This window comes from Bacillus sp. EB01 (assembly GCF_000613125.1).
In the GTDB taxonomy this organism is placed as follows: Bacteria; Bacillota; Bacilli; order Bacillales; family Cytobacillaceae; genus Bacillus_D.
The window spans coordinates 3837315-3861636 of record NZ_HG964497.1; the positions used below are offsets into that span (position 1 = coordinate 3837315).

The 24322-nt window shown below is 42.1% G+C and carries 24 protein-coding genes, 2 pseudogenes and 2 riboswitches; of the genes and pseudogenes, 10 read left to right on the forward strand and 16 right to left on the reverse strand.

The features are described from left to right. Positions 1 to 31 precede the first annotated feature (31 nt). The 3 genes from TY16_RS17860 to TY16_RS26350 form a co-directional block, all read right to left on the reverse strand. Positions 32 to 2680 carry a cation-translocating P-type ATPase gene (locus TY16_RS17860; RefSeq protein WP_043933173.1) on the reverse strand — a complete coding sequence of 883 codons (2649 nt, stop codon included), beginning with the start codon at positions 2678 to 2680 and terminating at the stop codon, positions 32 to 34. A 97-nt stretch (positions 2681 to 2777) separates the two neighbouring features. Continuing rightward, positions 2778 to 2880, reverse strand: a riboswitch (yybP-ykoY riboswitch). A 117-nt stretch (positions 2881 to 2997) separates the two neighbouring features. Beyond that, positions 2998 to 5064 carry a transglycosylase domain-containing protein gene (locus tag TY16_RS17865; protein WP_442853228.1) on the reverse strand — a complete coding sequence of 689 codons (2067 nt, stop codon included), beginning with the start codon at positions 5062 to 5064 and terminating at the stop codon, positions 2998 to 3000. A gap of 120 nt (positions 5065 to 5184) precedes the next feature. Further along, positions 5185 to 5340, reverse strand: a complete 156-nt coding sequence (locus tag TY16_RS26350; RefSeq protein WP_155922278.1) for a hypothetical protein — start codon at positions 5338 to 5340, stop codon at positions 5185 to 5187. 152 nt (positions 5341 to 5492) lie between these two features. Between TY16_RS26350 and TY16_RS17870 the strand changes: the two genes are divergently transcribed. Next, positions 5493 to 5996 carry a universal stress protein gene (locus TY16_RS17870; protein ID WP_043933175.1) on the forward strand — a complete coding sequence of 168 codons (504 nt, stop codon included), beginning with the start codon at positions 5493 to 5495 and terminating at the stop codon, positions 5994 to 5996. A 19-nt stretch (positions 5997 to 6015) separates the two neighbouring features. On the opposite strand, the gene TY16_RS17875 is transcribed toward TY16_RS17870, so the two are convergent. The 5 genes from TY16_RS17875 to thiT all read right to left on the reverse strand — a co-directional run bounded on the left by TY16_RS17875 (position 6016) and on the right by thiT (position 9783). Next, positions 6016 to 6471, reverse strand: a complete 456-nt coding sequence (locus TY16_RS17875) for a helix-turn-helix transcriptional regulator (protein WP_043933176.1) — start codon at positions 6469 to 6471, stop codon at positions 6016 to 6018. 129 nt (positions 6472 to 6600) lie between these two features. After that, the gene (locus TY16_RS25835) at positions 6601 to 6753 is read right to left on the reverse strand and encodes a FeoB-associated Cys-rich membrane protein (RefSeq protein WP_081773149.1); all 153 of its coding nucleotides are present in this window, start codon (positions 6751 to 6753) and stop codon (positions 6601 to 6603) included. A 27-nt stretch (positions 6754 to 6780) separates the two neighbouring features. Further along, positions 6781 to 8781 carry a ferrous iron transport protein B gene (feoB, locus tag TY16_RS17885; RefSeq protein ID WP_043933178.1) on the reverse strand — a complete coding sequence of 667 codons (2001 nt, stop codon included), beginning with the start codon at positions 8779 to 8781 and terminating at the stop codon, positions 6781 to 6783. Position 8782: 1 nt separating this feature from the next. Beyond that, positions 8783 to 9007, reverse strand: a complete 225-nt coding sequence (locus TY16_RS17890; RefSeq protein ID WP_081773029.1) for a FeoA family protein — start codon at positions 9005 to 9007, stop codon at positions 8783 to 8785. Positions 9008 to 9183: 176 nt separating this feature from the next. Then, positions 9184 to 9783 carry an energy-coupled thiamine transporter ThiT gene (gene thiT, locus TY16_RS17895; RefSeq protein ID WP_043933179.1) on the reverse strand — a complete coding sequence of 200 codons (600 nt, stop codon included), beginning with the start codon at positions 9781 to 9783 and terminating at the stop codon, positions 9184 to 9186. Positions 9784 to 9950: 167 nt separating this feature from the next. Next, positions 9951 to 10056: riboswitch (TPP riboswitch) on the reverse strand. Between the two features lie 129 nt (positions 10057 to 10185). Here thiT and TY16_RS17900 point away from each other — a divergent pair. From TY16_RS17900 to TY16_RS17915, 4 genes are all read left to right on the forward strand, one after another. Beyond that, entirely contained in the window at positions 10186 to 11088 is a 903-nt protein-coding gene (locus TY16_RS17900) for a cation diffusion facilitator family transporter (protein ID WP_043933180.1), read from the forward strand. A gap of 331 nt (positions 11089 to 11419) precedes the next feature. Continuing rightward, entirely contained in the window at positions 11420 to 11968 is a 549-nt protein-coding gene (locus tag TY16_RS17905) for a GNAT family N-acetyltransferase (protein WP_043933181.1), read from the forward strand. Positions 11969 to 12114: 146 nt separating this feature from the next. Next, complete coding sequence (locus TY16_RS27145; protein ID WP_052342782.1) at positions 12115 to 12516, forward strand: MerR family transcriptional regulator; 402 nt, start codon at positions 12115 to 12117, stop codon at positions 12514 to 12516. A gap of 57 nt (positions 12517 to 12573) precedes the next feature. Further along, positions 12574 to 13929, forward strand: a complete 1356-nt coding sequence (locus TY16_RS17915) for a hemolysin family protein (protein ID WP_043933183.1) — start codon at positions 12574 to 12576, stop codon at positions 13927 to 13929. Between the two features lie 289 nt (positions 13930 to 14218). Here the strand turns inward: TY16_RS17915 and TY16_RS17920 are convergent, their stop codons facing one another. After that, on the reverse strand, positions 14219 to 14575 hold the full coding sequence (locus TY16_RS17920) for a hypothetical protein (RefSeq protein WP_043933184.1): 357 nt from the start codon (positions 14573 to 14575) through the stop codon (positions 14219 to 14221). Positions 14576 to 14795: 220 nt separating this feature from the next. Between TY16_RS17920 and TY16_RS17925 the strand changes: the two genes are divergently transcribed. From TY16_RS17925 to TY16_RS17945, 5 genes and pseudogenes are all read left to right on the forward strand, one after another. Beyond that, complete coding sequence (locus TY16_RS17925) at positions 14796 to 15104, forward strand: HesB/YadR/YfhF family protein (RefSeq protein WP_043933185.1); 309 nt, start codon at positions 14796 to 14798, stop codon at positions 15102 to 15104. A 403-nt stretch (positions 15105 to 15507) separates the two neighbouring features. Then, positions 15508 to 16168: pseudogene (gene atpB / locus TY16_RS25840) on the forward strand (F0F1 ATP synthase subunit A). A 58-nt stretch (positions 16169 to 16226) separates the two neighbouring features. Next, positions 16227 to 16610, forward strand: a complete 384-nt coding sequence (locus TY16_RS17935) for a F0F1 ATP synthase subunit B family protein (RefSeq protein WP_043933186.1) — start codon at positions 16227 to 16229, stop codon at positions 16608 to 16610. A 2-nt stretch (positions 16611 to 16612) separates the two neighbouring features. Continuing rightward, entirely contained in the window at positions 16613 to 17575 is a 963-nt protein-coding gene (locus TY16_RS17940; RefSeq protein ID WP_043933187.1) for an AtpZ/AtpI family protein, read from the forward strand. A gap of 235 nt (positions 17576 to 17810) precedes the next feature. After that, entirely contained in the window at positions 17811 to 17999 is a 189-nt protein-coding gene (locus TY16_RS17945; RefSeq protein WP_043933188.1) for a hypothetical protein, read from the forward strand. A gap of 87 nt (positions 18000 to 18086) precedes the next feature. Here the strand turns inward: TY16_RS17945 and TY16_RS17950 are convergent, their stop codons facing one another. The 7 genes and pseudogenes from TY16_RS17950 to TY16_RS17980 form a co-directional block, all read right to left on the reverse strand. Further along, positions 18087 to 19118, reverse strand: coding sequence for an STAS domain-containing protein (locus TY16_RS17950; RefSeq protein ID WP_043933189.1), 1032 nt, complete (start codon positions 19116 to 19118; stop codon positions 18087 to 18089). A 101-nt stretch (positions 19119 to 19219) separates the two neighbouring features. Beyond that, a complete protein-coding gene (gene modA / locus TY16_RS17955) occupies positions 19220 to 20002 on the reverse strand; it encodes a molybdate ABC transporter substrate-binding protein (RefSeq protein WP_043933190.1) in 783 nt (260 codons plus the stop codon). A gap of 69 nt (positions 20003 to 20071) precedes the next feature. After that, positions 20072 to 20650 carry a YitT family protein gene (locus TY16_RS17960; RefSeq protein WP_043933191.1) on the reverse strand — a complete coding sequence of 193 codons (579 nt, stop codon included), beginning with the start codon at positions 20648 to 20650 and terminating at the stop codon, positions 20072 to 20074. A gap of 121 nt (positions 20651 to 20771) precedes the next feature. After that, entirely contained in the window at positions 20772 to 21389 is a 618-nt protein-coding gene (locus TY16_RS17965; RefSeq protein ID WP_043933192.1) for an alpha/beta hydrolase, read from the reverse strand. Between the two features lie 298 nt (positions 21390 to 21687). Continuing rightward, entirely contained in the window at positions 21688 to 22614 is a 927-nt protein-coding gene (locus TY16_RS17970; RefSeq protein WP_043933193.1) for a cation diffusion facilitator family transporter, read from the reverse strand. Between the two features lie 22 nt (positions 22615 to 22636). Continuing rightward, the gene (locus TY16_RS17975; protein WP_043933194.1) at positions 22637 to 23266 is read right to left on the reverse strand and encodes a class I SAM-dependent methyltransferase; all 630 of its coding nucleotides are present in this window, start codon (positions 23264 to 23266) and stop codon (positions 22637 to 22639) included. Between the two features lie 27 nt (positions 23267 to 23293). Continuing rightward, positions 23294 to 24322 (reverse strand): annotated as a pseudogene (locus tag TY16_RS17980) (heavy metal translocating P-type ATPase); the annotation flags it as partial.

A 24322-nucleotide genomic window follows, 5' to 3' on the forward strand; every position in this document is an offset into this window, starting at 1 on the left:
ATACGGCGCTGACCAAGGCGCTTCCGCCTTTTTATTTTGCTGATTGAAGTTTTACACGGATGACTTTGATTACTTCCATTAGGATGACAGCGGCAACTGCTAGGCCTCCTGCGATTAGGAAGTCGTTCCAGCCAAACTCTGCTGGGATTCCAAAAATTTCTCGTGTAAATGGAAGAACTGTTACTCCATAAAGGACGAAGCCAAGCAATACTGCTCCAATTACTGGTTTGTTGCTAAAGAAACCAGCACCAATGGCTGTCTGCGTTGTGGAGCGGGCAGCAAAGGTTTGGAGGGTCCTTGATAGAATCAAGGTTGTAAATGCCATAGCTACTCCCATTTGCATTGATTGGGCCAAGCCGATATGGAGAGAAAGAATAACTGCCAAGCCAATTAACGCACCGCGTATGGCAACAGCCTGAAAAGTACCGCCGGCAAAAAGTCCTTCATTAGGATCACGCGGTTTCTTTTTCATAACATTTGGCTCTGCCTTTTCCATGCCTAGTGCAATGGCTGGAAGAGAGTCATTGACAAGGTTGATATATAGTAATTGAATTGCCGTGAATGGGTTTGGTAAGTTGAACAATACGGCATATAAAATCGCAACAATCGCGCCAAGGTTTCCGGCGAATAAATACCCAATGGCTTTCTTAATATTGGCGTATACTGTCCTGCCGACACTAACAGCTTTGACAATAGATGCAAAGTTGTCGTCAGTCAGAATCATCGAAGCAGCATCTTTTGCTACATCTGTCCCGCTTCCCATGGCAACCCCGATATCTGCTTGTTTTAATGCAGGAGCATCGTTGACACCGTCACCTGTCATGGCCGTAACTTTATCTTTCCGCTGCCATGCGCGGACAATCCTAATCTTATTCTCCGGTGAAACACGAGCATATACAGAAATATGTTCAAGTTTTCTGTCAAGCTCTTCATCAGTCATCGCATCAAGTTCTTGTCCAGATAAGGCAATATCATCTCCAGACATCAGCCCGATGTCACGGCCAATCGCCTGGGCAGTTGTTTTATGGTCACCAGTAATCATGACTGTTTTAATGCCTGCACTTTTCGCATTTTTAATTGCGTCATACACTTCATCGCGCGGAGGGTCAATCATTGCAGTAAGTCCGACTAGAACAAGATTGTTTTCATCACCTTCATCAATGGTTGTCTGTCCTTCAGGCAGTACCCTATACCCATAGGCCAGGACACGCAGCGCCTGATTGGAGAAATCCTCATTGGCTTTACTAAATTGATTCAGTTTATCATCTGTTAAAGGCTCTTCTTTACCGTTTTGTAATACATGGGTAGCACGGCCAAACATAATATCAGGGCCGCCTTTTGTCAAAATCATCCGAGAACCGTTGATGGTGTTGACAGTCGACATCAACTTTCGATCGGAATCAAAAGGCAATTCCGCCTCACGCGGATACGTATTGCGAAGCTCGTTATAATTCTGGTTGTTTTTATTGGCAAATTGGATTAGAGCTACCTCAGTTGGATCTCCAACCTCCTGCCCGCTGTCATTAATGTAGGAATCATTGCACAATGCAGCGATATTAACCAGCATATGTTCTGATTTATTCCAGTTGGCCGGATTTTCATTCAAAGGCTTTTGAACATTCCCTGGAAGAAAATAATCTGTAACTGTCATTTTGTTTTTTGTTAACGTGCCAGTTTTATCTGTCGCAATGACGCTGGCCGAACCAAGGGTTTCAACAGCCGGTAGCTTGCGAATAATTGCGTTTTGCTTTGCCATTTTATTAGTCCCTACTGAGAGGACAATTGTTACAATAGCAGATAGCGCTTCAGGTATCGCTGCAACGGCAACTGCAACGGCAAACATCAAGGCACTCAGAAGGGCTGTGCCCGTATCAACAACTCCATCCCCGAGCCAAATTCTTGCCGCTTGCAACGCAAAGATAAAAATACTTAGTATTAAAATGCCGACTCCCAGCTTCTTGCTAAATGCATCAAGCTTGCGCTGAAGCGGTGTTTGTTTGGCTTCGGCAGAGGCGAGCATGTCAGCAATTTTCCCGATTTCCGTTTTTTCAGCTGTACCTGTTACCGCAAATTGCCCATGACCATAGACAACAAGGGAACCACTGAACACCATGTTTTTCCTATCTCCCAGAGGTGCCTCACCTGGGATGGCATCTGTATGTTTTTCAACTGCCTCGGACTCACCTGTCAGCATTCCTTCATTTACCTTTAACGAGGCACTAGCAAGGATCCGCCCATCAGCCGGAATATAGTCACCTGCTTCCAGGTATACAATGTCTCCCTGGACAAGTTCCCTGGCTGGTATCGTTTGTTTTATTCCACCCCTGATTACTTTCGCTTCAGGTGCTGACATGTTACGCAAGGCTTCAAGCGATCCTTCTGCTTTCTTCGTCTGGACAACACTAATAATTGAATTCAAAATCAGGACTAGCAGGATAATTAAAGCTTCCACTACTTCTCCAAGGATGAGCTGGATTCCGGCAGCAATGACCAATACAATGACCATGGGGTCCTTAAAGGTTTCAAGGAATAGCTTCCATGTCGGAACCTTTTCTTTATCCTTAATTTCGTTATAGCCATCTCGTTCAAGACGGAGTTGAACTTCCTCCTCTTTCAAGCCTTCACTTGAAGTCTCTACAGATTGCAGGACTTCTTCCTTAGTCTGTTGAAAGTATTCCATTTGTTCGCTCCTTTCCTTACAATCCATTTTTGATAATAGGAGTAAATTGGCAATAAAAAAAAGCGAGACCTGTACCATAAAGGCAAAGGTCTCGCTTAGCTCTTTTAAAAGCCAACAAAGCCGATGATGAAACCACCATGTAATGACGACTTTATTGCGAATGGGTTCCCAATTCGAAGCTACTCCCCTTTGACAATCGTCAAAGTGTTATTTCAATATAATTGATTTTATCATATTTTACACATTGACAAAAATAGTTTGCTCATAGATACGACATGCAACTCCTAATTTAGAGCAAAAATGGGAAATTCCCCACTTTAGTCATTGCCTTTTCCTTTGTCTTTGTCTTTGCCTTTATCTTTCTTTTCTTTATCTTTTCCCTTCCCGCGCTCTTTCCATTTCTTTTGTTCTTCCTTTATGCGGTTCTCCCACTTCTTAGCGCCTTCATTAATTTCATCCCAGAACGACTTTCTTTCCCTTTCCTCTATCAGTACCCCTACATCCTGGACATTGAAACTTGTCGGCTCGGTCCCTTCGAGGGCAGCTGTCATGAAATTCTGAAAAACCTTGCTCGCCCCCTGGCTGCTTGTGGTAGTTAGATAATGATCCTTATCAGTTTTGTCATATCCTACCCAAACCGCACTTACAAGGTCCGGTGTGTATCCGACAAACCATTGATCCTTAACACCATTAATTCCCTCTATTGCCACCTGGGTCGAACCGGTTTTACCTGCAATCTCTCGGCCCTCGATTTGTGCACTTTTCCCAGTGCCCCGCTCCACCACTCCGAGTAGCATCGTATTCATTTTATCCGCTACTTCTGCAGTGGTCACTTTTGTTTTCTCTTCTTTTCTCTCGGCTACTACTTTTCCAGAAGGATCTTCAATCCGGATGATAGTGTGGGCACCGGAACGAACTCCACGGTTTGCAAAAACAGAAAACGCCTCCGCCATTTGTTTAGGCGATACACCTGTATGCAAGCCGCCAAGCGCGACAGCAAGGTTCCGGTCTTCTTTTTCAAGGGGAAGTCCAAACTGCTTTACCGACTCCAAGCCCTTTTCAATCCCAAGTTCATTTAAAAGCCAGACAGCCGAAACGTTCTTGGATTCCATTAGTGCCTCATACATAGGCACTTCACCCTCATATTGGCCGTTGTAATTACTTGGCTCATAGTTTCCGAAACTCATTTTTTCATCCTTGACCATATCAGTAATTTCCCAGCCTTCTTCGAGTGCTGGTGTATAGGAAACAATTGGCTTTATTATAGAGCCTGGCTGTGCCTTCAACTGGGTGGCACGGTTGTAGCCCCTGAAAACATGCTCCCCTCTTCCGCCGACCAATGCCCTAATGCCACCTGACTTCGCATCAAGAAGAACTGCCCCGCTTTGAACAGGGTCACTTGAATTTCCAACCTGGAACAGCGAATTATCCTTATAAGAACTCTCAACTGCGGTTTGCATCTTTGGATCTAACTCCGTATAAATCTTGTAACCGCCTGTCAGCAATTCATCCTGGGTAAATCCGTACGTTTTAATCGCTTCTTCCAGTACAGCATCCACATAATATGGATATTTTCCAGTAAACGGATCTTCACTCTTGTCAACAAGCTTAATTTTTTCTTCCTTTGCTTTTTTCGCTTGGTCTTTCGTAATAAATTCATGCTGGACCATTGCGGCAAGCACAACATCGCGTCTGGCGACTGCTTTTTCCATATCGTTATATGGATTCAAGGCAGATGGAGCTTTAATTATCCCAGCTAGCATTGCTGATTGGCCAAGTGAAAGGTCCTCCACTTCTTTGCCAAAGTACTTCTTTGCAGCGCGGTTTATACCCCAGGCGCCATCGCCAAAATAAATTGTATTCAAATACATCTGAAGGATTTCATCCTTTGAATATTCTTTTTCAATCTCCCTCGCCAAAGACGCTTCCTGAAGCTTCCTGCTGTATGTCTTTTCGGAATCAAGCAGTGCGTTTTTCGTAAGCTGTTGGGTGATCGTGCTTCCTCCTTCAACGACGCCGCCTGCCAAAAGGTTACGGAAGAACGCCCTCCCAATCCCAATCAGGTCTACACCATTATGGTCATAAAAACGGTGGTCCTCTATCGCTATGACTGCGTTTTTCATATGGTCAGGAACCTTATTGATTGGGGTGCCCTCATTCTTATTTGCTGTCACTTTGCTTGCAACCTCACTATTTATATCGTAAATAACGGTTGCCTGATTTAATACATTCTCCAGTGAAGAAATATCGGCATCCTTTGTAAAAAAACTGAATGCACCTAGAAACCCAAGTACCACCATGGCCAGCGTTAAAATTAGCACCTGGTTCATATGCCATTTTTTCCAATTTTCAACTAGACCATTAAACAATAACTTTCTCATCATGTTGTCCCCCTGGCAAATCCCAAGATTGATATTCTCATTAGCATTTACCCATGGCAAATCACTATTACTCGCTAACAAGTTTTTCAAAAAATAAAAAGCATCCGATTGCCCGGCTGCTTTTTAGCTTGTTTTCCTGGTTTCCGCTTTGTATTCGCTCATTTCCTTTTGAAGTGATTCCATATACATATAAACGATTTGCTTTATCTTATCATCCGCTTCCAATATATCTAAATGTTGAAGGCATTTCCGTATTGTTGGGTGCACCTGTTTGCTCATCCAAAATCACCTCATGACCTCTTTTTCAAATTTTACGCAGGCCGTACCCATTTTATGGGGGTAACAAGTGGATAAGGAGAGTAAGTTCTCCTGATTTAGGGTAAAAGAATAAAAGACTGAAACTTCTGAAAAATAAGAGGGGGGATTAACGTATGTCTTTTTCTTTCAATAATATTATCCTGGCTTATGACGGAAGTGAAGGAAGTGACAAAGCGCTTAAACTTGCTGCTTTAGTTAGTAAACAAGGAGGAAATTCGGCACTGACAGTAGTCAATGTGTATGATGAAAAAATCGAGAACCGGAGAGTGGATATTGCAGGAACTGCCCCAGCACCCATGTCAGGCTATTTAGCAGAAGGGATTCCTGCCTCTTTCCATAATTTTAACCAAACGGAACATTCAACCCAGTCTATTATTACCAACAGTGTCGATCAAGTCTTCTTTGATGCAAAAAAGAAACTGGATGGGGCAAACGTCAGCTTTCAGGTTCTTGAAGGAGCACCCGCAGAAAGCATTTGCGCATATGCAGAGGAAACGGGAGCTGATTTAATTATTACAGGAAGCTCGGGGAAAAGCGGGCTTAAAGGACTGCTGCTTGGAAATGTCACAGAAAAAATTACAAAAATGGCCCCATGCCATGTACTAATTGCAAAATAATAAGCCGGTCCCCTCCGGCTTATTTCCCTTCTGCAATTTCATTGAACCGATGGGTTGCACTCTCTTCATCAAATGAACTGTAAATTCGATAATGCTCCTCATCAAGGATGCGGAGATGCTTGCTTAGAATGTTCTGCTGTAAAATATAGCCGTTCTTCCTCTTTAGCTCGCGCCACCATATTTTACCGCCCATTGTCTTACCACCCCGGTAATCCATGTCTTCCCTCGCTACAGTTTCGAGGACTTCGAGAGGCTCGTTTCCAAAAAGAAACTGGATCGTCTCAGTTTCGCGAAACAGCGCACAAACAGCCACCACTGTTGACCAGCCTGCCAGCACCCTGCCCTTTTCAATTTGGACAAGAGTTTTTTTGGAGACGCCGATTATATCGGCCATTTTATCCTGTGTATAGCCTGCTTCTGCCCGAATAAGGCGAAGCTTTTCAGAAACCTTTATAATGATGTCATCTCTTGTCACGTAAAACCCTTCTTTCATCTTTCCTAAGTGTAATATTACACAATAAAAGAAGAAAATAAAAGCGTAAGCGCTCAGCCCCAAAAAATAAAAGCGCCCTCACGTTCAATTCGCGGGCGCTGTCCTTTTGTATTATTTTTTAGCAGGTGCGCAGCTGCCGCTAGAACAGCTATCAGATATGGAACAGGCTGCACATTTGCCCTTTTTAGACCGGTTAATAAACCGCACAAACGCCCAGCCGGCATATCCGAATATTGCACCGCCGATAACGATATTAGTAATCATTTCCATCGCTGAACATCTCCTTCCGATTTAGCTTAAGCCAAACAATTTACCGCCCTGGTAGATGATAAGACAGAGTAGATAGGCGATGGTGAATGCATAGGCCATTGAGAAAACTGTCCACTTCTTTGATCCGGTTTCTTTATAAATCGTCGCCACTGTAGCCAGGCAAGGGATATATAGCAGGATGAATGCCATGAAGCTGTATGCTGCCAGCGGTGTGAAATACGCTGTCATCATGCCTTGAAGCTGTGCCTCTGATGGTGCAAAATAAATAATATTCATTGTTGATACAATCGATTCTTTTGCAAAAAAGCCTGTCAATAATGATGCGCTCGCCTGCCAGTTACCAAAGCCTAGCGGCTGGAATATCGGGGCAAGGACTCCTCCTATAGAAGCAAGGAAGCTTTGCTCCATTTCTACATCAAATCCCCCAGTCCCCGAATAAGAGAGGAGCCAGACGAAGACGGAGCCCGCAAAGATAAAAGTACCTGCTTTTTTAACAAAGCCCTTTCCTTTATCCCAAGTACTTCTCCACAACGCCCTAAATTGAGGGAAACGGTATGGCGGAAGCTCGATAACAAAGAGTGATGCTTCGGATTTCAGTACTGTTTTTGAAAACAATTTCGCTAAAAGAAGAGCGATGAGTATACCTATAATATAGAGACTTAAAACGATACCAGCGCTATTTGCTGCAAAGAAAGCCCCAACAAACAAAGCATAAACTGGAAGCCTTGCAGAGCAAGACATAAGCGGCGTCAAAAGGATTGTTAAAAGTCTTTCCCTTGGTGTTTCAATCGTCCTCGCGGCCATAATTCCCGGTACATTACAGCCAAAGCCGATCATCATCGGAATGAATGCTTTCCCATTAAGGCCAACTGATTCCATAATTCGATCCATTACTAGAGCCACACGAGCCATATAACCCGAATCCTCAAGCAATGAGATAAAAAAGAACAAGATGAAGATTTGCGGAACAAAAACCAGTACTCCGCCAACTCCTGCAATCAGCCCTTCATTGACGAGTGCATGAAGGAAAGCAGAAGCTCCAGCTGCATTTAAAGCACCATCTGCCCATGAAGCAATTGGGCCGGTAATAATGCCATCAAGAATATCCGAAAGCGGGGAACCGAGCCAGTCAAATGTCAGCATGAACATTAAATACATCATCAAGAGGAAAATTGGCATACCGAGATATTTGTTGGTTACAATGGCATCTATCCGTTCCGAAAGAGGAACAACCTCCCCTTTCTTCCTGACTGCTTCGGTAGCTATTTTTTCTATAACCAGTTTCCGTTTTTCATGGATGACATGGGCAAGGGACATCTTCCCATGGTAACCAAGTGCTTGGGATAGTCCAGAAACAATCGCCCTGATTTTTGTACCATCAGCTTTTTGTTCAAGATAATCCGCCACATATTGATTCCCTTCAAAAAGCTGTAGAGCAAGCCATCTGTCTGAATGGGTGGTTTTCCCCTTAATCAGAGCACAGACCTCCCCAATTGCTTCTTCAATTTCCCTTCCATAATAAACAAGGTTCTTTTTTGGAGGAAGTGCATTTTCAGCAGCCGCCATATCCTGCAGTCTATCGCAGCCCTTTCCGCTTCTGGCGACAACCGGAACAACCGGGATGCCAAGCAGACTGGATAACTTTTCTGTATCGATATGAATGCCGCGCTTGCTTGCTACATCAACCATATTTAAACCTATTAACATTGGCCTTCCAAATTCAATTAACTGCAGGGTCAGATGCAAATTCCGCTCGATTTGAGATGCATCAAGGATGTTCAGGAGACGGTCTACGGGGCCATCCAGGAAAAACCTGGTTACAACACCTTCGTCCTTCGACAGTGGATTCAACGTATAAATGCCAGGCAAGTCGATGAGGCGGTCCCTTTTATTACGGAAAATCCCAACCTTCTTCTCAACAGTTACGCCACTCCAATTGCCAACGTATTCATAGGAACCTGTGAGATTATTAAACAATGAGGTTTTGCCTGTATTGGGATTGCCTATTAATGCAATTTCCATATTAAACCCTCTCCAGTTCGATGCATTTTGCTTCCTTGCGCCGAATCCCTATGCATTGGCCACAGGATTCAATCATAATCGGCCCGCCGAATGGCAGGATGCATTTGACGCAAACCTCACTGCCTTCTGTGATACCAAGATCAAGCAGCCTTCTTTGCACCAGCTGGTCAACCATGGATATATTTTTAATCGTCGCTTTTTCTCCCGTTTTCAATTGAACCAGCATGATTATCACCCTTTAGCATTTAAATGAGAATGATTCTCTTTCTTATGAGTTAATTTTAACATCATTCAAATAGGAGATTTATAACCAGTTGTGAAAATTATGTTAAACCTATGAAAATAAAAAAAGGAAAAGGGAGGCCCTTTTCCAAAATAAATTCATTAACTTCTTTAAACAACCTATGAATGATTCATAGAATGCCTCTGTCCGGCGATCAGCCTAGGGGATGCTCCAAACACCAGGACTACTGCAATCGCTGAAATAATTGCATTTGGAAGCATGTAGGTTCCGTTGTAAAGGAATGAAAATAATGCAACAGGAGTCCCTTCAGGAGCTGAAGACGCAAAGAAAACAATACCGCCAATATAGTGGGCAATAAACCTCAAGGCACTCCCTAACAGAACTCCAAGGACCATGTAGAATATCCAGAGAGTTTTCTTACTATCCGCCTGTGCTTTTTTAACAGAAGACGAAAAGACTCCGGCCAGCCCGACGACAGTATAGGCCACAACATAGTCAAGCGCCCCCTGCACAGGATGGATAATATATGCCTGGCCAAGCACAATTTGCAAGAATCCCAGCAAAAAGCCAGTGAGCAGGCCTCCTTTTAACCCCCAGCGATAGGCCATTAAGAATATAGGCACCATCGCAATCGAGATGGAACCTCCCTGTGGCCAAATTTTCAGTGATAGAATATTGGCTGCATAATCAAGCAGCAATGCGATTGCCGTAAAAACAGCAACCTCCACCAAAAATAATGTTTTACGATTTTGTTCCATAAACGATTCCCCCTATTGTCCGAAATAGGCAAACAGGATTTTACTTCCATGTTTTCCTACTCTTGATATTGGGTATCCGTTTGAAACCTTCCTTTTTGATATGGGTACTTTCCGCCAATGCAAAAAGGCAATACAAAACGCATACAAAGAGGGTCCTGTATTGCCAAACATTCGGCATGCCACATCCCTACGCTAGCGTTAACTAACAGGTTCAAAGGGTAAGAACTAAACGTTCACTCTCAGCCGCTTTTAACAGCTCCCCTTGTGGAAGTATTCAATTGATATCCACTTTAACTATACTATTCTCGGGCAACTTTGACAACAATAAGAATTGTATGTGGAGAGTATATACTTTTTTATAAATTATGGTTAGCTTGTATATCTGTTTTAGGAGGAACAACAATGGAGAGGAAGAACCAACTGAAGTCTGGGGAGACGGGTGCTTGGGTTAGTATCTTTGCCTATATCTTTCTGGCTGCATGCAAATTAATTGCCGGAAAAATGGGTAACTCCGATGGCCTTTGGGCAGACGGACTGAACAATTTGACAGACGTCCTGGCGTCAGTAGCTGTACTGGTAGGGCTTAAGATTTCAAAAAAGCCGCCTGACAAAGATCATCATTATGGCCATTACCGTGCTGAGACTATTGCTTCCCTAGTAGCAGCCTTCATAATGCTAGGTGTTGGGTTTCAGGTATTGATGGATGGTGTCCAATCTCTATTCTCTGGAAGCCAAGCTGAACCGGATTGGCTCACAGCTTGGGTCGCGATAGGAGCGGCAGCCATTATGTTGGGTGTTTATCGTTACAACATTAACCTGAGTAGAAAGATAAACAGCAACGCGATCAGAGCGGTTGCTCAGGATAACCGTTCAGATGCCCTTGTATCAGTAGGAGCGTTTATCGGAATTATTGGTGCAAAGATAGGCATTGTCTGGCTTGATATGATTGCCGCCATCATTGTTGGATTAATCATATGCAAAACGGCATGGGAAATTTTCCACGATGCCTCTCACGCATTAACAGATGGTTTTGATGTGACAAAGGTCCCTGAACTACAGCAGACGATTGAGAGTACAGCCGGAGTTAAAGGTGTTACCGAAATAAAGGCAAGAACACACGGAAATCAGACGCTCATAGAATCGACCATCCTTGTAGATCCAAACCTCACTATCATTGAGGGGCATGCCATCACAGAAGCAATAGAAAAGGGATTACAATCCAAACATGGAGTCCGCTATGCAATTATCCATGTTGAGCCACACTTCGAAAAAAACACAAGTGAACAAAAAGAAACCCGTACTTAATTTCCTTAAGTACGGGTTTCTTTTTAGGACAAAAAAGATATGTGGTTCCGGTTCTCTATATCAAGGTGCTTATTTCTGCTTTCGAAAACCATGCGTACACAGTCCGTGACTCTATAAATAAATATTTTCCCTAGCCTGAAAGTATATTTATGTAGGGTTACAAATCTCCATTGAGCATATATATTCAAAACTAACACAGTAAGTATCCTGCGATTAACGCTGCCCACGCCTACATGTCTTTTCTATTGTTGTTTTTACCAAAACACAATAGCCAAGTGATAACCCGAGAAACCTTAGTTATAATAAAAGTTTTTTTAGAGGGGGATTTAAAATGTTTACATTAAAAGTGGATCAGGATATAGAGCTGCAGCTATTCCAATTAAAGGACTGCAGAACATTATTTAATTTGGTTGACCAAAACAGACATCATTTGCGGAAATGGCTTCCCTGGGTCGATGATATGGCAAGTCACTATCAATACGAAACCATCATTCCAATGTGGCTTAAGCAATTTGCCGAAAACAACGGCTTCAATGCAGGAATCCGTTACCGGGGCCAACTAGTCGGGTGCATTGGTATGCATTTTATAGATTGGCGGAACAGACAAACTTCAGTCGGTTACTATCTTGCTGAACAAGCCCAGGGTAAAGGAATTATGCTCCGTTCGGTCCAAGCTGTTTTAAATTATGCATTTTATGATATTGGCCTAAATCGAGTCGAAATCCGCTGCGGAGAACATAACCTGAAAAGCAGGGCAATCCCGGTACGGCTCGGGTTTGCGTTGGAAGGAAAGATCAGGGATGGCGAACTTCTTCATACTGGATTCCATGATTTAATTGTGTATGGACTTCTTGCCCGTGATTGGAAAAAACTCATGTAGGTTATGCACATAACCTTGCCGCGTATCCCATAAACTGTTGTAAAGCAGTAATCCATCAACTGGTACGTTTGACTGTATAGTTTGTTATCCGATATAATTATTGTTAATTTTATATATCGAGGTGGTATGATGGGGTTTTCTACCGAATTGGCGAACTAGCAACCAGGGCCGGTGTTTCCAAGAGGACCATTGATTATTACACGTCGATTGGACTCCTGAACGCAGAACGGACCCACTCCAACTACCGGCTATATGATAAAAGTACACTTGCCGACTTGAAGTATATTGAGGAATGCAAAAGTATGCATTTTCCGCTTGATGAGATTAAGAGAAAGCTAGAAATCAAGAAAGCCGGAAGAATCCGTGAATCCCAATTGGAAGACCAGGCCCATTTGGTCGCTCAGCAAATGAAACAGCTTCATGACGATTTGTCGGCCCTCTTGCCGCTGATCCAGAAGCTTGATACGAAAAAAAGGGATATAGTATCGAGAAACTTGAATGAGGAAGGGAATGCCCTGCTTAAATCCCTTAAGGAATTAACAAGTTAGTTTTAAACTCTCAGGAGGTGACTCCTTTACCCGAAAGAATCGGGGTAAGGAACTTTATTGGACATATTAAACTTGGTTTTAATAGCCATTTTAATCGCTTTGACAGCCTTTTTTGTCGCATCTGAATTTGCGATTATCAGGGTTAGAAGTTCAAGGATAGACCAGTTGATTGAGGAAGGAAGCAGCAGCGCCAAAGCAGCAAAAAGGGTAATTACCAATTTGGATGAGTATTTGTCCGCCTGCCAGCTTGGAATTACAGTTACTGCGCTGGGCCTTGGCTGGATTGCAGAGCCAACAATGGAAAAATTGCTGGAGCCGGTCCTTCATTGGCTTAATGTTGCTCCCACTGTTTCCAAGGTATTGACATTTGCCGTTGCGTTTGGGCTGATTACGTTTCTCCATGTTGTTATAGGGGAGCTTGCCCCAAAAACATTGGCTATCCAAAAAGCGGAAACTATTACTTTAATGATGGCAAGGCCGCTGATCTTTTTTTATAAGCTGATGTATCCTTTCATCTGGGCTTTAAATGGCTCCGCAAGGCTTACTGTAGGGCTTTTCGGTATGAAAATGGCTTCAGAGAATGACCTGGCCCATACAGAAGAAGAACTTCGCATCATCCTGTCCGAAAGCTATAAAAGTGGTGAAATAAACCAATCAGAGTTTAAGTATGTAAATAGAATTTTTGAATTTGATAACCGGATAGCCAAGGAAATTATGGTGCCTCGAACAGAAATTGTCTCGCTTTCAAAGGATGATACACTTCAGGGCATCCTTGCTACCATTAAGGATGAGAAATTTACCCGCTATCCCGTCATCGACGGTGATAAGGACCATATTATAGGATTAATTAATATTAAAGAAATCATGACCGATTTGATTGGCACAGGTAAATATACAGAAAGAAAAATCGTGCATTATGTAAGGCCAATCATCCGTGTAATCGATACAATTCCGATTCATGATTTGCTCCTGAAAATGCAGAAGGACCGGATCCATATGGCCATCCTGATGGATGAATATGGCGGTACCTCGGGGCTCGTAACGGTAGAAGATATTTTGGAGGAAATCGTCGGGGACATCCGCGATGAGTTCGATATGGACGAAATCCCTATGGTCCGGAAAATAAAGGACGAACACTATATCATCGACTCCAAGGTCCTTATAAGTGAAGTCAATGATTTGCTTGGCCTTGAAATCAATGATGAAGATATCGATACAATTGGCGGCTGGATCCTGACAGAGAACTTTGATGCACGGGAAGGCGATATTATCCATTGCGATCAGTACTCTTTCAGAATACTTGATATGGAAGAACATCATATCCGGTATATAGAGGCTGTCAAGATGGCAGAAGCAGAAGAACCTGCTTTACAACAGCAAATTCCGGTTGCTAACCCCGGAATTCTTTCATAACTGAAGCTTCACTTAGCATGGATTTTATCATGTGCTGTATTAAACGAAAAATGGCAGTTCCCTTAATTTAATGGGAATTGCCTTTCTAATTTTTGGCTGTGTTAAACAATGTTGTTGATTTCCGCTCCAGGCGCTTCGCTTTCCGTGGGGCTGGCGGTGAGCCTCCTCGTCGCGTTGCTCCTGCGGGGTCTCACCTGTCCAGCTGCTCCCACAGGAGTCTTCACGCCTTTCGCTACAATCAACACTGCTATAAAATCAACAATATCCGCTAACACAGCCTATTTAAAAATCACCTATTATTCCGCAGCATGATAAGTTCTTCTTCGGCCTTTGCGAGTTTAACTAGATGCGAATCAAGCCTTCTATTAATATGCTTAATATCGTCATTGGCTGGCCTGCTAGTTGCTTCCCTGATTTCTTTGACGGCTTTGAGAATTTCGTCTGTTTGCCTTTCCTCGATTCTCTCTAGAGATTCTTTTATATCCGAAAGGTCAATTTGATTGACGGCAACCCGATGCTCAATGCTGTCCATTTTCTCGAGCCGGGCCAGCCTATTTTCTATATTCTCAAGAGATGAACTAAATCCTTGGATGATGTTTTTTATGTCATTTATTGCTAGAGTGATTTCCTTGTTGGTATCAGCCATTTTTTTATCTCCTTCGTTCTTTTGATTTATCATAACACCATAGCCACTATAAGGATGTTACAAATTGAAGAAAACTATAAAACAAACTAAAAAGTTGAACACTCTATGAACTTCACTCCAAGTGTGAACATTATCATAGTATCCGGCGATGAAAACGGTTTAATCTAGAGTCAAGGAAGCAAACGCCTCCCAATACCTTTAAAAGGCTGGTGTAAATAGTATGATCTTGTCACTGGATGAAAAAGCATTTTCCTGGTTTTCCAATGAATTTGATATAAAAGCTCCCTTAAGCATACGCCTTTACCCTCAATACGCAGGCCTTGGAGTCAAACATAAGGGCTATACCCTTGCCTTCTCTGCTGAAGCGCCAACAAACGCTGGTTATTCAAAAATAGTCAAAGGGATCACCTTTTATGTTGAAGAAAATGACCGGTGGTTCTTTGAACATACAAATACCATTCTAAGCTTCGATGAAACCTTGAACGAAATTAGTGTAAAATACGAAGAAAATCCAAATATACTGAACTAAACAGTTTAAAGCCGGCTCCTGATTCTCCTAGAATCAGGTTTTTTATTTGGGATAATACTGAGGTTCTTTCTGTTTAAAAACAATGTTCTTATAACAAAGTCTTATTTTTTCAATAAATAATCTAGTCAAATGTGTGATAATTTTGAAATAAAGTTCCGGAAATATTGTGACAAATTTTACAATTAAGGAAGAATAATTATATGTTAAGATTGACTAAGCAGATAACACATCCTACATCCTTCCCTCAATTGTATATCTACAGGAAGATGCTTCGTTTTTCCAAGGCGAAATTACTTTTCCAGGCAGAACATACTTTATATAGATTAGAGAAAGAAAGGGGTAGGAAATCATGCATTACGGGAAGCCTTTGGTCACATGGCTTGGGGTTACCTTCGATTTATCTGTGATTTTAACAAGTACCGTCGCATCCTTGCTTGTCTTCATTATTGCACTCCTGTCAATAAGAAGATTGGAAAAAGGGGTGCCAAAAGGCCTTCAGAACTTCATGGAATGGACAATTGAATTCGTCCAGGGAATTATGAGTAATTCGATTGGGGGCATTAAAAAATCTTTTTATTTTATCCACAGGTGTTTCGCTGCTTCTCTTTTTAATTATATCCAACAGCATGGGAATCCCATTTTCAATTGTAACAGGTGAAGAACAACAGGTTGTATGGTGGAAATCACCCACAGCCGATGCCCACGTAACAATGACGTTAGCCATCATGATTATGGCCTACACCCACTTCATTGATATCCGCATACATGGATTCAAACATTACTTCCAAAGCTATTTCAAACCATTCAAAGCATTCCTTCCCATTAATATCCTTGAACAATTAAGTACAACGCTCACCCTGGGCCTTCGACTCTTCGGGAACATATACGCAGGTGAGGTAATGCTTGCTATTCTTGCTGGAACAATTGTAAGCGGTTTCTACCTAGCGCTGCTCGCCGCACTTCCAATGTTGATTTGGCAGGCATTTTGCCTATTTATCGGTGCTATCCAGGCATATATTTTTGTGACTCTGACTATGGTTTATATCGCTCATCGACTCACATAAATTTATTTGGTTAGAATGGGTAAATGATTAGTAAAAGTTAAGAAAGGAGAGATTCTAAATGGGAGACATCGAATTGTTTGGCATACAAATATCACTTGGAACAATGATTTATCAAGCTATCATTTTTACTATATTAGTATTTCTTATCAAAAAATTTGTAATGAAGAAACTTTTAAATGTTATGGAAGATAGGCAAACTTATATTGAAAAACAATTGCTGATTGCTGAAAAATATAAAACTGAAGCCGAACAAAAACTTGCCGAACAGCAGCAATTAGTCCAACATGCCAAAGTAGAGGCAAGGCTTATCAGAGCCAGCAGTGAAAAAGAAGCCATGGAGCTTTTCGAGCGTTCTAAGCAAGAGGCCGTAGAAATCATCAAAGATGCGAGGAATGACGCCAGGAAACAGGCCGCTGCCCAGAATTGCCAAAAGGGGGCATAACAATGAAAAAGACCTTTTCTACCAATTTTGGAAGAGTTACAGAAGATATTGAGCTTGGCCTTGAAGAAAAGATGATTTATGTTCATTACAAAAGGGGCCCTTTTGAAAAATCAGCCTGTATTCTAAAAAATGAGAATAAACCCTTGGAAGATTATCTAAATTCCTTTTTAGATGAAAATAACGTATCGGATGATTTAAAGACTAAGGTTATTGAGTATTTAAAAAGTGCAAAAGACATTAACAGCCAGCATTGGAATGATTTTTCTATTTTTTTAATGAAAGCGCTATCCCTCCATATGGTATTTGCCTTTACAATCGGCATATCTGTGTTTCTTGGCTATAAGGGTGGCAATATGCTTGATAAATTGCTGTCGTTGTATCCATTATTTACGCTTCTTGGTTTAGCTGCTGGTATATTGTTTGGGGGATACTCAGCTTATGCCTTGGCAATAAAATACTTTAAACCGGCCGCAGATAAGATTAAGAAGCATAAACAGAAAAAGACTTCAGCAGAAGCGGAATCCGCAAAGCAGTTGCCAGAGATAGATGTATACCTTGAAGAAGTTAGAAACGCTATCAGGAAATTCTCCGACAGCCTGCCAAAAGGGGTTTACCGGACTATACTCGTCAATGATGATAACAGCATTGATTTTACCCAGCTTGCTCATATTCTAGGGGGAATTCCGTCCAAGAAATTCTATATGTCCAAGGAGACGTATGATATTTTTGAGGAAAGCGACAAGGCAATCCCGGTCGAGATGGATAAAGTACAGAAAGCAGTGGATTTGTATGTGAAAGAAAAGAACGAATACCCCATGCTCCAATTTGATCCAAGCAGACGTGTAAACTATTACCAGCTTTTACAGGACCATTATTTAAAAGAGCGCCCCGAAATACAGTTTTATATTACCGATGTTGACGGTCTTGTTTCTCATATAAAACCGCCACAAAAAAAGCGCGGCTAGGGAGCTTTCCTGAAATTACCTGTCAAAAAATTGGATGAAGCATACTTTTAGAACGTTTGCTAAAGCCTTAATATGGGGATAAATAGTAATAGAGGGACTTTAAACAGAATTTTCATATTTCCCCACATTAACACTTCTTGCAATAGTGGAGAATGAAGAATCTCCACTTCATTAAAGGTTCACTTAGTTTCTGATTCTGGGTAAAGCTCAGCGTCAGAAAGGAGGGATTGCTAATTTGTTGAAACAGGTTGAGCTTTCAGACTATCACCTATGGATGTGCCAGCAAATCAGAGAAAAATTGGCTGAGCGAAACCGGATCTCTCCTTTGGAGACGTTTGATTATACGGAGCGGGATCTTGTAACTATTGCTTTGAGCGAACTTGTATTTCAGTTGAATACATCAGATCCTGCAAAGCAGGGCTGATACTTCGAGTTTCTCTAAATTAGAGGCCGGAAATCGGCCTTTTTTTGTTATACAAACAGGCATTGCGCAATTTGCAATGCCTGTTTTTTAGAGTATTTTCTTGCCGCTTTGCGACAGTGCATAATAAATCCCGTGCTGTAATGTTTGAAAGCATTGAAATTTTGATAAATTAATCTGTGATTGGGTTACAACTGCTCCTAATTCAGCAGAAATCCCGACAAGGATTGTCTCAATTCCAACAAGTGAAGCAGCGGATCCGAGCTTTTGGATAAAATCGATACCGTAATCCTCGACATCATGATCTAGTCCAGTCAAATCCAAAACAAGGTAATTAGCTTTATATTTAGGAAGATTGAACAAAGTTTTTACAAGGAGGTTTTCAGAGCGGCTTTCATCGTATTTGCCGATCAATGGCACCACAACAATACCTTCTAAAACTGGAATAATAGGCGAGGAGAGTTCCTTAACCAATTCCTGCAGATCTTTTGTCTTTTCCTCTACCAGGCTCTCTAGCTCCCGGATTTTCTCGGATTCCCTCCGTCTTGCAAGTTCATGAATATTGGTTGAAACAGTAATGTTGGAAGGAAAGTATTCAACAATCGTACATTCATCCCCCGTAAGCTGGTCACTCACAACCCTGTACCAAATATTTGTGCCTAGGAGTCCGGTAAAAATGCCGGCATAATGCGCTGGCAGGTATTTTCCGCCGGCACTTTTCTCCTGTGCCTTATTTATTTTGTACTCCCAGCTATCCTTTAGCTCAATCCTTAACGTTTTTTCATCAATATCCAAATCTTTAATGATGGCTGTGCCCCATCCCGCAGATGCGTATGTATTGGGTATCAGGCTGGAAGCTTCTTTTACAGAAACATTCCGGGATGTAAAATATTCGCTGACGACAAGACCTTGGCGAAATCCGGTTGCTTCAAGAACCAATGCACCTGCCTCCTCACCGGAAACTTCCTCAATGGTGTCGAAGAATGTTTTCATGGCGGAGCTGATCCAAAATAATACAGCATCTTCTTTTTCAAAAATAAATTGGCCATTTTTAAGATTCCATTCGAAATCCAAACCGCCAACATTTATTTGCGTTTGTCCTTCCTGCGTGTTTGCTTCCATTTGTTTACTCCCCTTTCGAAACCACTCTGCCGGCCGAGTCTTTTTAATAACTCTTTTTAACCAATTTACATCTTTCTATATTGCGTGTCTAATTCGGCGGTTCACTTCAGTATAAGAAAACCATGTTCCTCAAGGATAGCACTTGCCTTTTTTCCGGAAAGAAACTTATAAAACTTTTCTGCCTGCTGTTTGTTTTCACTGTCTTCAAGTACACCGGCAGGATAAACGATTGGTGAGTGAAGACTCTCTGCTGCTTCTTCCCTTATCACAAGTTTATCCGTACCTAGCACGTCCGTTTTATACACAATGCCTGCATCGACATTTCCCGTTTCCACATAGGAGGCTACCTGGCCGACATCCTTTGTAAGAACGAGCTTCCCTTTTAGTCTTTCCCAAAGATGTAGGTTTTCTAGTACTTCCCTCGCATATTTTCCAGCGGGAACAGTTTCTGGAGTACCTATCGCGATTTTTTCTATATCGGTCCGTTCCAGTTCTTCAAAGCTGCTAATCTTTTTCCCACTATTCTTTTTTTGAATCAGACCTAACTTATTCCCGGCGATAGTGCTGTGAAAATCACGATCAATCTTCCCGGCTTGTACAAGTTTTTCAAACGGTTCAGTCGCTGCAGAAATATATACGTCCACTGGTGCACCCTGGGAAATTTGTGTTGCAAGAGCACCTGATGAACCATAGTTGAATTGAATTGTTACTTCCTGATTCTCTTTTTCATAGACGGACTTTATCTCTTCTAGCGCTCCTTTCATGCTGACTGCTGAAGAAATAAGCAATGCCTCCTTGCTTTCTTCCCTTTCGTCCTTTGAACATGAAACAAGCAAAAATAGTATCAGCAACCAAAGTACTGGTATTAATAAGCGGGATTTCATATATTTTACTAGCTCCTTTACTGTATACATGCTTCTACTATAACAAAAAGGAAGAGCATGAAAACACCACTAAGCTTGTTTTCCCCACGTAACCATACTTGTGGCCAACCCAACGGAAAGTACTGCCAAAGCGGAAAGCAGGAAGGTTTCTTTTGCAAAAAGGAACCCTCCTATTGAAATGACAATAATATCAATTGTAAAAATCAGCATACCTACATTAAAGCCTGTCAAATCTGAAATGAATTGGGCAATCAAATCCGTCCCACCAGTGCTTGTTTTATACTTAAGCATAATTCCAATTCCAATCCCGACAAGGACTCCTCCTAAAATCGAGCACCAGGCGGGACTTGCAGTTATCCCATATACCTCAAGGAAATTGAAACAGTCTATGAATAGCGAAGATACAAGTAAACCATGAAGGCTGTTGTAGAAATAAGCCCGATACTTAAACCAGGCTAAAACAAAGACAGGGATACTCAATAAAATTATTGATTTACCAGGTTCAATTCCCCAAAGATAGTTTACAATCAGCCCAAGTCCTATGACTCCCCCATCGAGAACCTTATGGGGAATCAGGAACAGGTTGATTCCAATTGCCACCAGGATGCTGCCGATTATGATCGCAACACCTTTTTTAAGCCATAACATATCCATCCCGCCTTCTAATTTGGACATGTTATGTTATATGAAGCTTAGGTAACAATTAGAAGAGCCGCCGTAAATCGGCGGCTCGATAAACAGTATTCGAATTTTTGTTCCACCACTGGACTTACTCGGCGACTGGGAAACTATTTTTGTACCACTGACTGGCCTGCTCCACTTCACTCCTGGTCAATTGGTGGCCGTATTGTTCCCAATGAATCTGCACATTGGCTCCGGCACCCTCGAGTAATTGTTTCAATTCTTCCGACTCTTGTGCAGGACAGATTGGATCATTCGTCCCTGCACCAATAAATACCGGAGTTCCTGACAAGTCTGGTAGTTCGATGCCTCTTCTGGGAACCATCGGGTGATGGAGAATTGCCCCCTTCAAAGTCTTTCCATAATGAAACAGCAAACTGCCGGCAATATTGGCACCATTTGAATATCCCAACGCGATGATGTTATCCCTGTCAAACTGATATTTCTTTGCTGCTTCATCAAGAAAATCATTCAATTCCTTCGTACGAAAGACTAGATCTTCTTCATCAAAAACACCTTCTGCCAAGCGGCGGAAAAAGCGGGGCATCCCATTTTCCAGCACATTGCCACGAACGCTTAGTACAGAAGCGTTCTGGTCAATCATGTCAGCCAGGGGCAATAAATCCTGTTCATTTCCACCCGTACCGTGTAGTAATAAAAGGACGGGAGCATCTGAGTTTTGTCCTTGCTTGAAAATATGTTTCATAGGAGTTTCCACCCTTCGACATTTTTAATTAAAATATTATCAATTCAAGATAACTATAAATTCTTACATGTAAATTGTCAACTTAACAGCTTCAGGTTATTCTTTCTTACAAAACTATATGTATATAGAATGAACTATTTAGTTTAACGTTTGATTTCCACTCTGGGCGCTTCGCTTTCCGTTCCAATCATTAGATTCCTTATTTCATTCTACTTAGAATTTAAGTTTGTTTTCCAGATTTTCTCTCTATTTTCCACAAATAAACATGAACGATTCCGCCCATGTTTATTTTTTATATTTAATTGCAAACTTCATGAGGATTGGCACAGCCATTATCGGCCTTTTCAACCTGGATAGTGCTATGTTCAATCCCATATTGGTCATGAAGTATGGATTGTGCTTGCCGAAGTACACTATCATGCACACCATCGACCGAAATGGCGACATGGCAGCTTAGCATCGGCATCCCTGATGTAACCGACCATATATGCAAGTCGTGGACATCCTTCACACAAGGAATTTGCATCAATGCATTTCGAAGCGATTCAAAATCAATCTGTTCAGGTGCCCCTTCCATAAGGATATGGAAAGAGTCCTTAGTCACCCTCCAGCCAGAGATGACAATCAACACTGCGACAATCACACTTGCAATTGGGTCTGCGATGCCCCAGCCAAAGAACATCATTAATAAAGCAGCTACAATCGCTCCTGCAGAGCCAAGCATATCCCCCAATACATGGAGGAAAGCACTTCGAACGTTCAGATTTTCGTCCTTGTCACCCTTCATCAGAATAAAGGCGGCAGCTATATTGATTAGGAGCCCAAGTGTTGAAATAATCAGCATCCCAAAACTCTGAACTTCAGGAGGATTTGAAAACCTTTCAAAGGCTTCGATGAAAATAAAAATTGAAATAGCAATTAATGTAAGGCCGTTGAGTGCAGCAGCGATAATTTCAAATCTTTTATATCCGTAAGTTTTTGCCTGAGTTGCGCTCCTCTCCCCAAGCTTAATTGCAAAGAAACTTAACCCAAGTGCGGCTGCGTCGCTTAGCATATGCCCGGCATCAGACAAAAGAGCCAGGCTGTTTGTTACAATGCCACCGATTACCTCGATAACCATGAAAGTTGCAATCAGGATGAATGACAATAGAAGTGCCTTCTTGTTACCTGAATGGTGATGGTGGTGATGTCCATGTCCGTGATCATGTGAATGGTGATGTCCCATGACGTTTTTCTCCCCTGCCGCTTTATTTTGACTTATCCCGTTTCTTTTCCAACAGGATAAATTTATACATTCCATTAAAGAGGATGCCTTCATTTTTCTTAATAATAATATCCCGCCGAACCCGTTCGGCCAATCCCTCAAAAGAAACGCCTATATCCGTTCCTAACAGGCGGATAATCGGTCTTGCCATTTTCTTCAGCAGACTAAGGCTCCGTCCACTTGGTTTGAACTTGTCAAAAATAACGATTTGGCCGCCTCTTTTTGAGACTCTAACCATTTCGGCAAGTGCTTTTCCCCCGTCAGGTACGACGGTTAAAATTAAGCTTCCAATTACCCAATCAAACATTTCATTCTGAAATTTCAAGTCCTGGGCATCCATCTGAAAAAATTGAATACCAGAGCCAGGAAGATTACTTTTTGCTTTTTCAAGCATTTCGTTTGAATAATCAATTGCGGTTATATCAAGATTGTGCGGCATGTGTACTAAATCCGCGCCTGTGCCTACTCCAACCAACAGAACTTTATCGCCTTGTTGAAAGGAAAGTGAACCAAAAATATTCTTTCGTGCCCTGAGAAAAGAACCTTTAGCAAACAATTGGTCATAAAACGGTGCCCAAAGCTTATAAATGAACGCATTCCATTTGTTATTCATTTCAATTCCGCCTTCGTGTGGCCGGTTTCAATCTTTTACTTTTAATAGCCGCAGGCCATTCAGAGTTACAAGAAGTGTCGCACCCATATCAGCAAAAATGGCAATCCATAAGGTCAGCCAGCCTGGTACAACGAGAAGCAATGCCAAAAGCTTGACTGCAAGAGAGAACGTAATGTTTTGTTTTATAATGGTAAGTGCTTTACGACTCAGCTTAATCATGAAAGGGAGCTTGCGCAAATCATCGCCCATGAGAGCAACATCCGCCGTTTCAAGCGCAGTATCTGTCCCTGCTCCTCCCATTGCAATCCCGAGGTTTGCTGCCGCAAGTGCCGGGGCATCGTTTATGCCGTCTCCAACCATTGCCACCTTGCCATATTCCTTGCGCAGTAGATTAATTTGTCTTAGCTTCTCCTCAGGCAAGAGTTCTGCATGTACATCCGTGACGCCAATCTGTTTACTGATAGCACGAGCAGTTCCTTGATTATCACCTGTCAGCATAATTGTCTTCTTTATACCCGTTTCATGAAGCCTCGCAACTACTTCCCTGCTGCTGCCCCGGACTTCATCGGCAACCGCTATGAAAGCAAGGATATTAGCTTCAGTAAAGAGGGCCATTACTGTTTTCCCTTGCTCCTGAAGTGACGTTATACTATTTAATTGTTCTGTTTCTACCTTTTCACTGCAAACCGCATCCATAAACTGAGGATTTCCTACGTAATAGGTTGTTCCGTTAATTATGCCTTTTAAGCCTTTGCCTGTAACCGAGGAAGCACTCTCTACCTCTATATCTCTATAATTTACCCCGATGCTGTCAGCCTTTTTAAGAATAGCCGAGGCAAGGGGATGCTGCGAACCATATTCAAGCGCAGCCACTAAGGAAAACGCTTCTTTTTCATCCATCGTACGGTGAGTTTTTATATCGGTTACCGCCGGGACACCCTTGGTCAAGGTTCCAGTTTTGTCAAAGGCTATGGCTTCAAGTGAACCCGCCTCTTCCAAGTGAATACCTCCCTTAATCAATACGCCATTCCGTGCGGCATTCCCTATGGCGGTTTA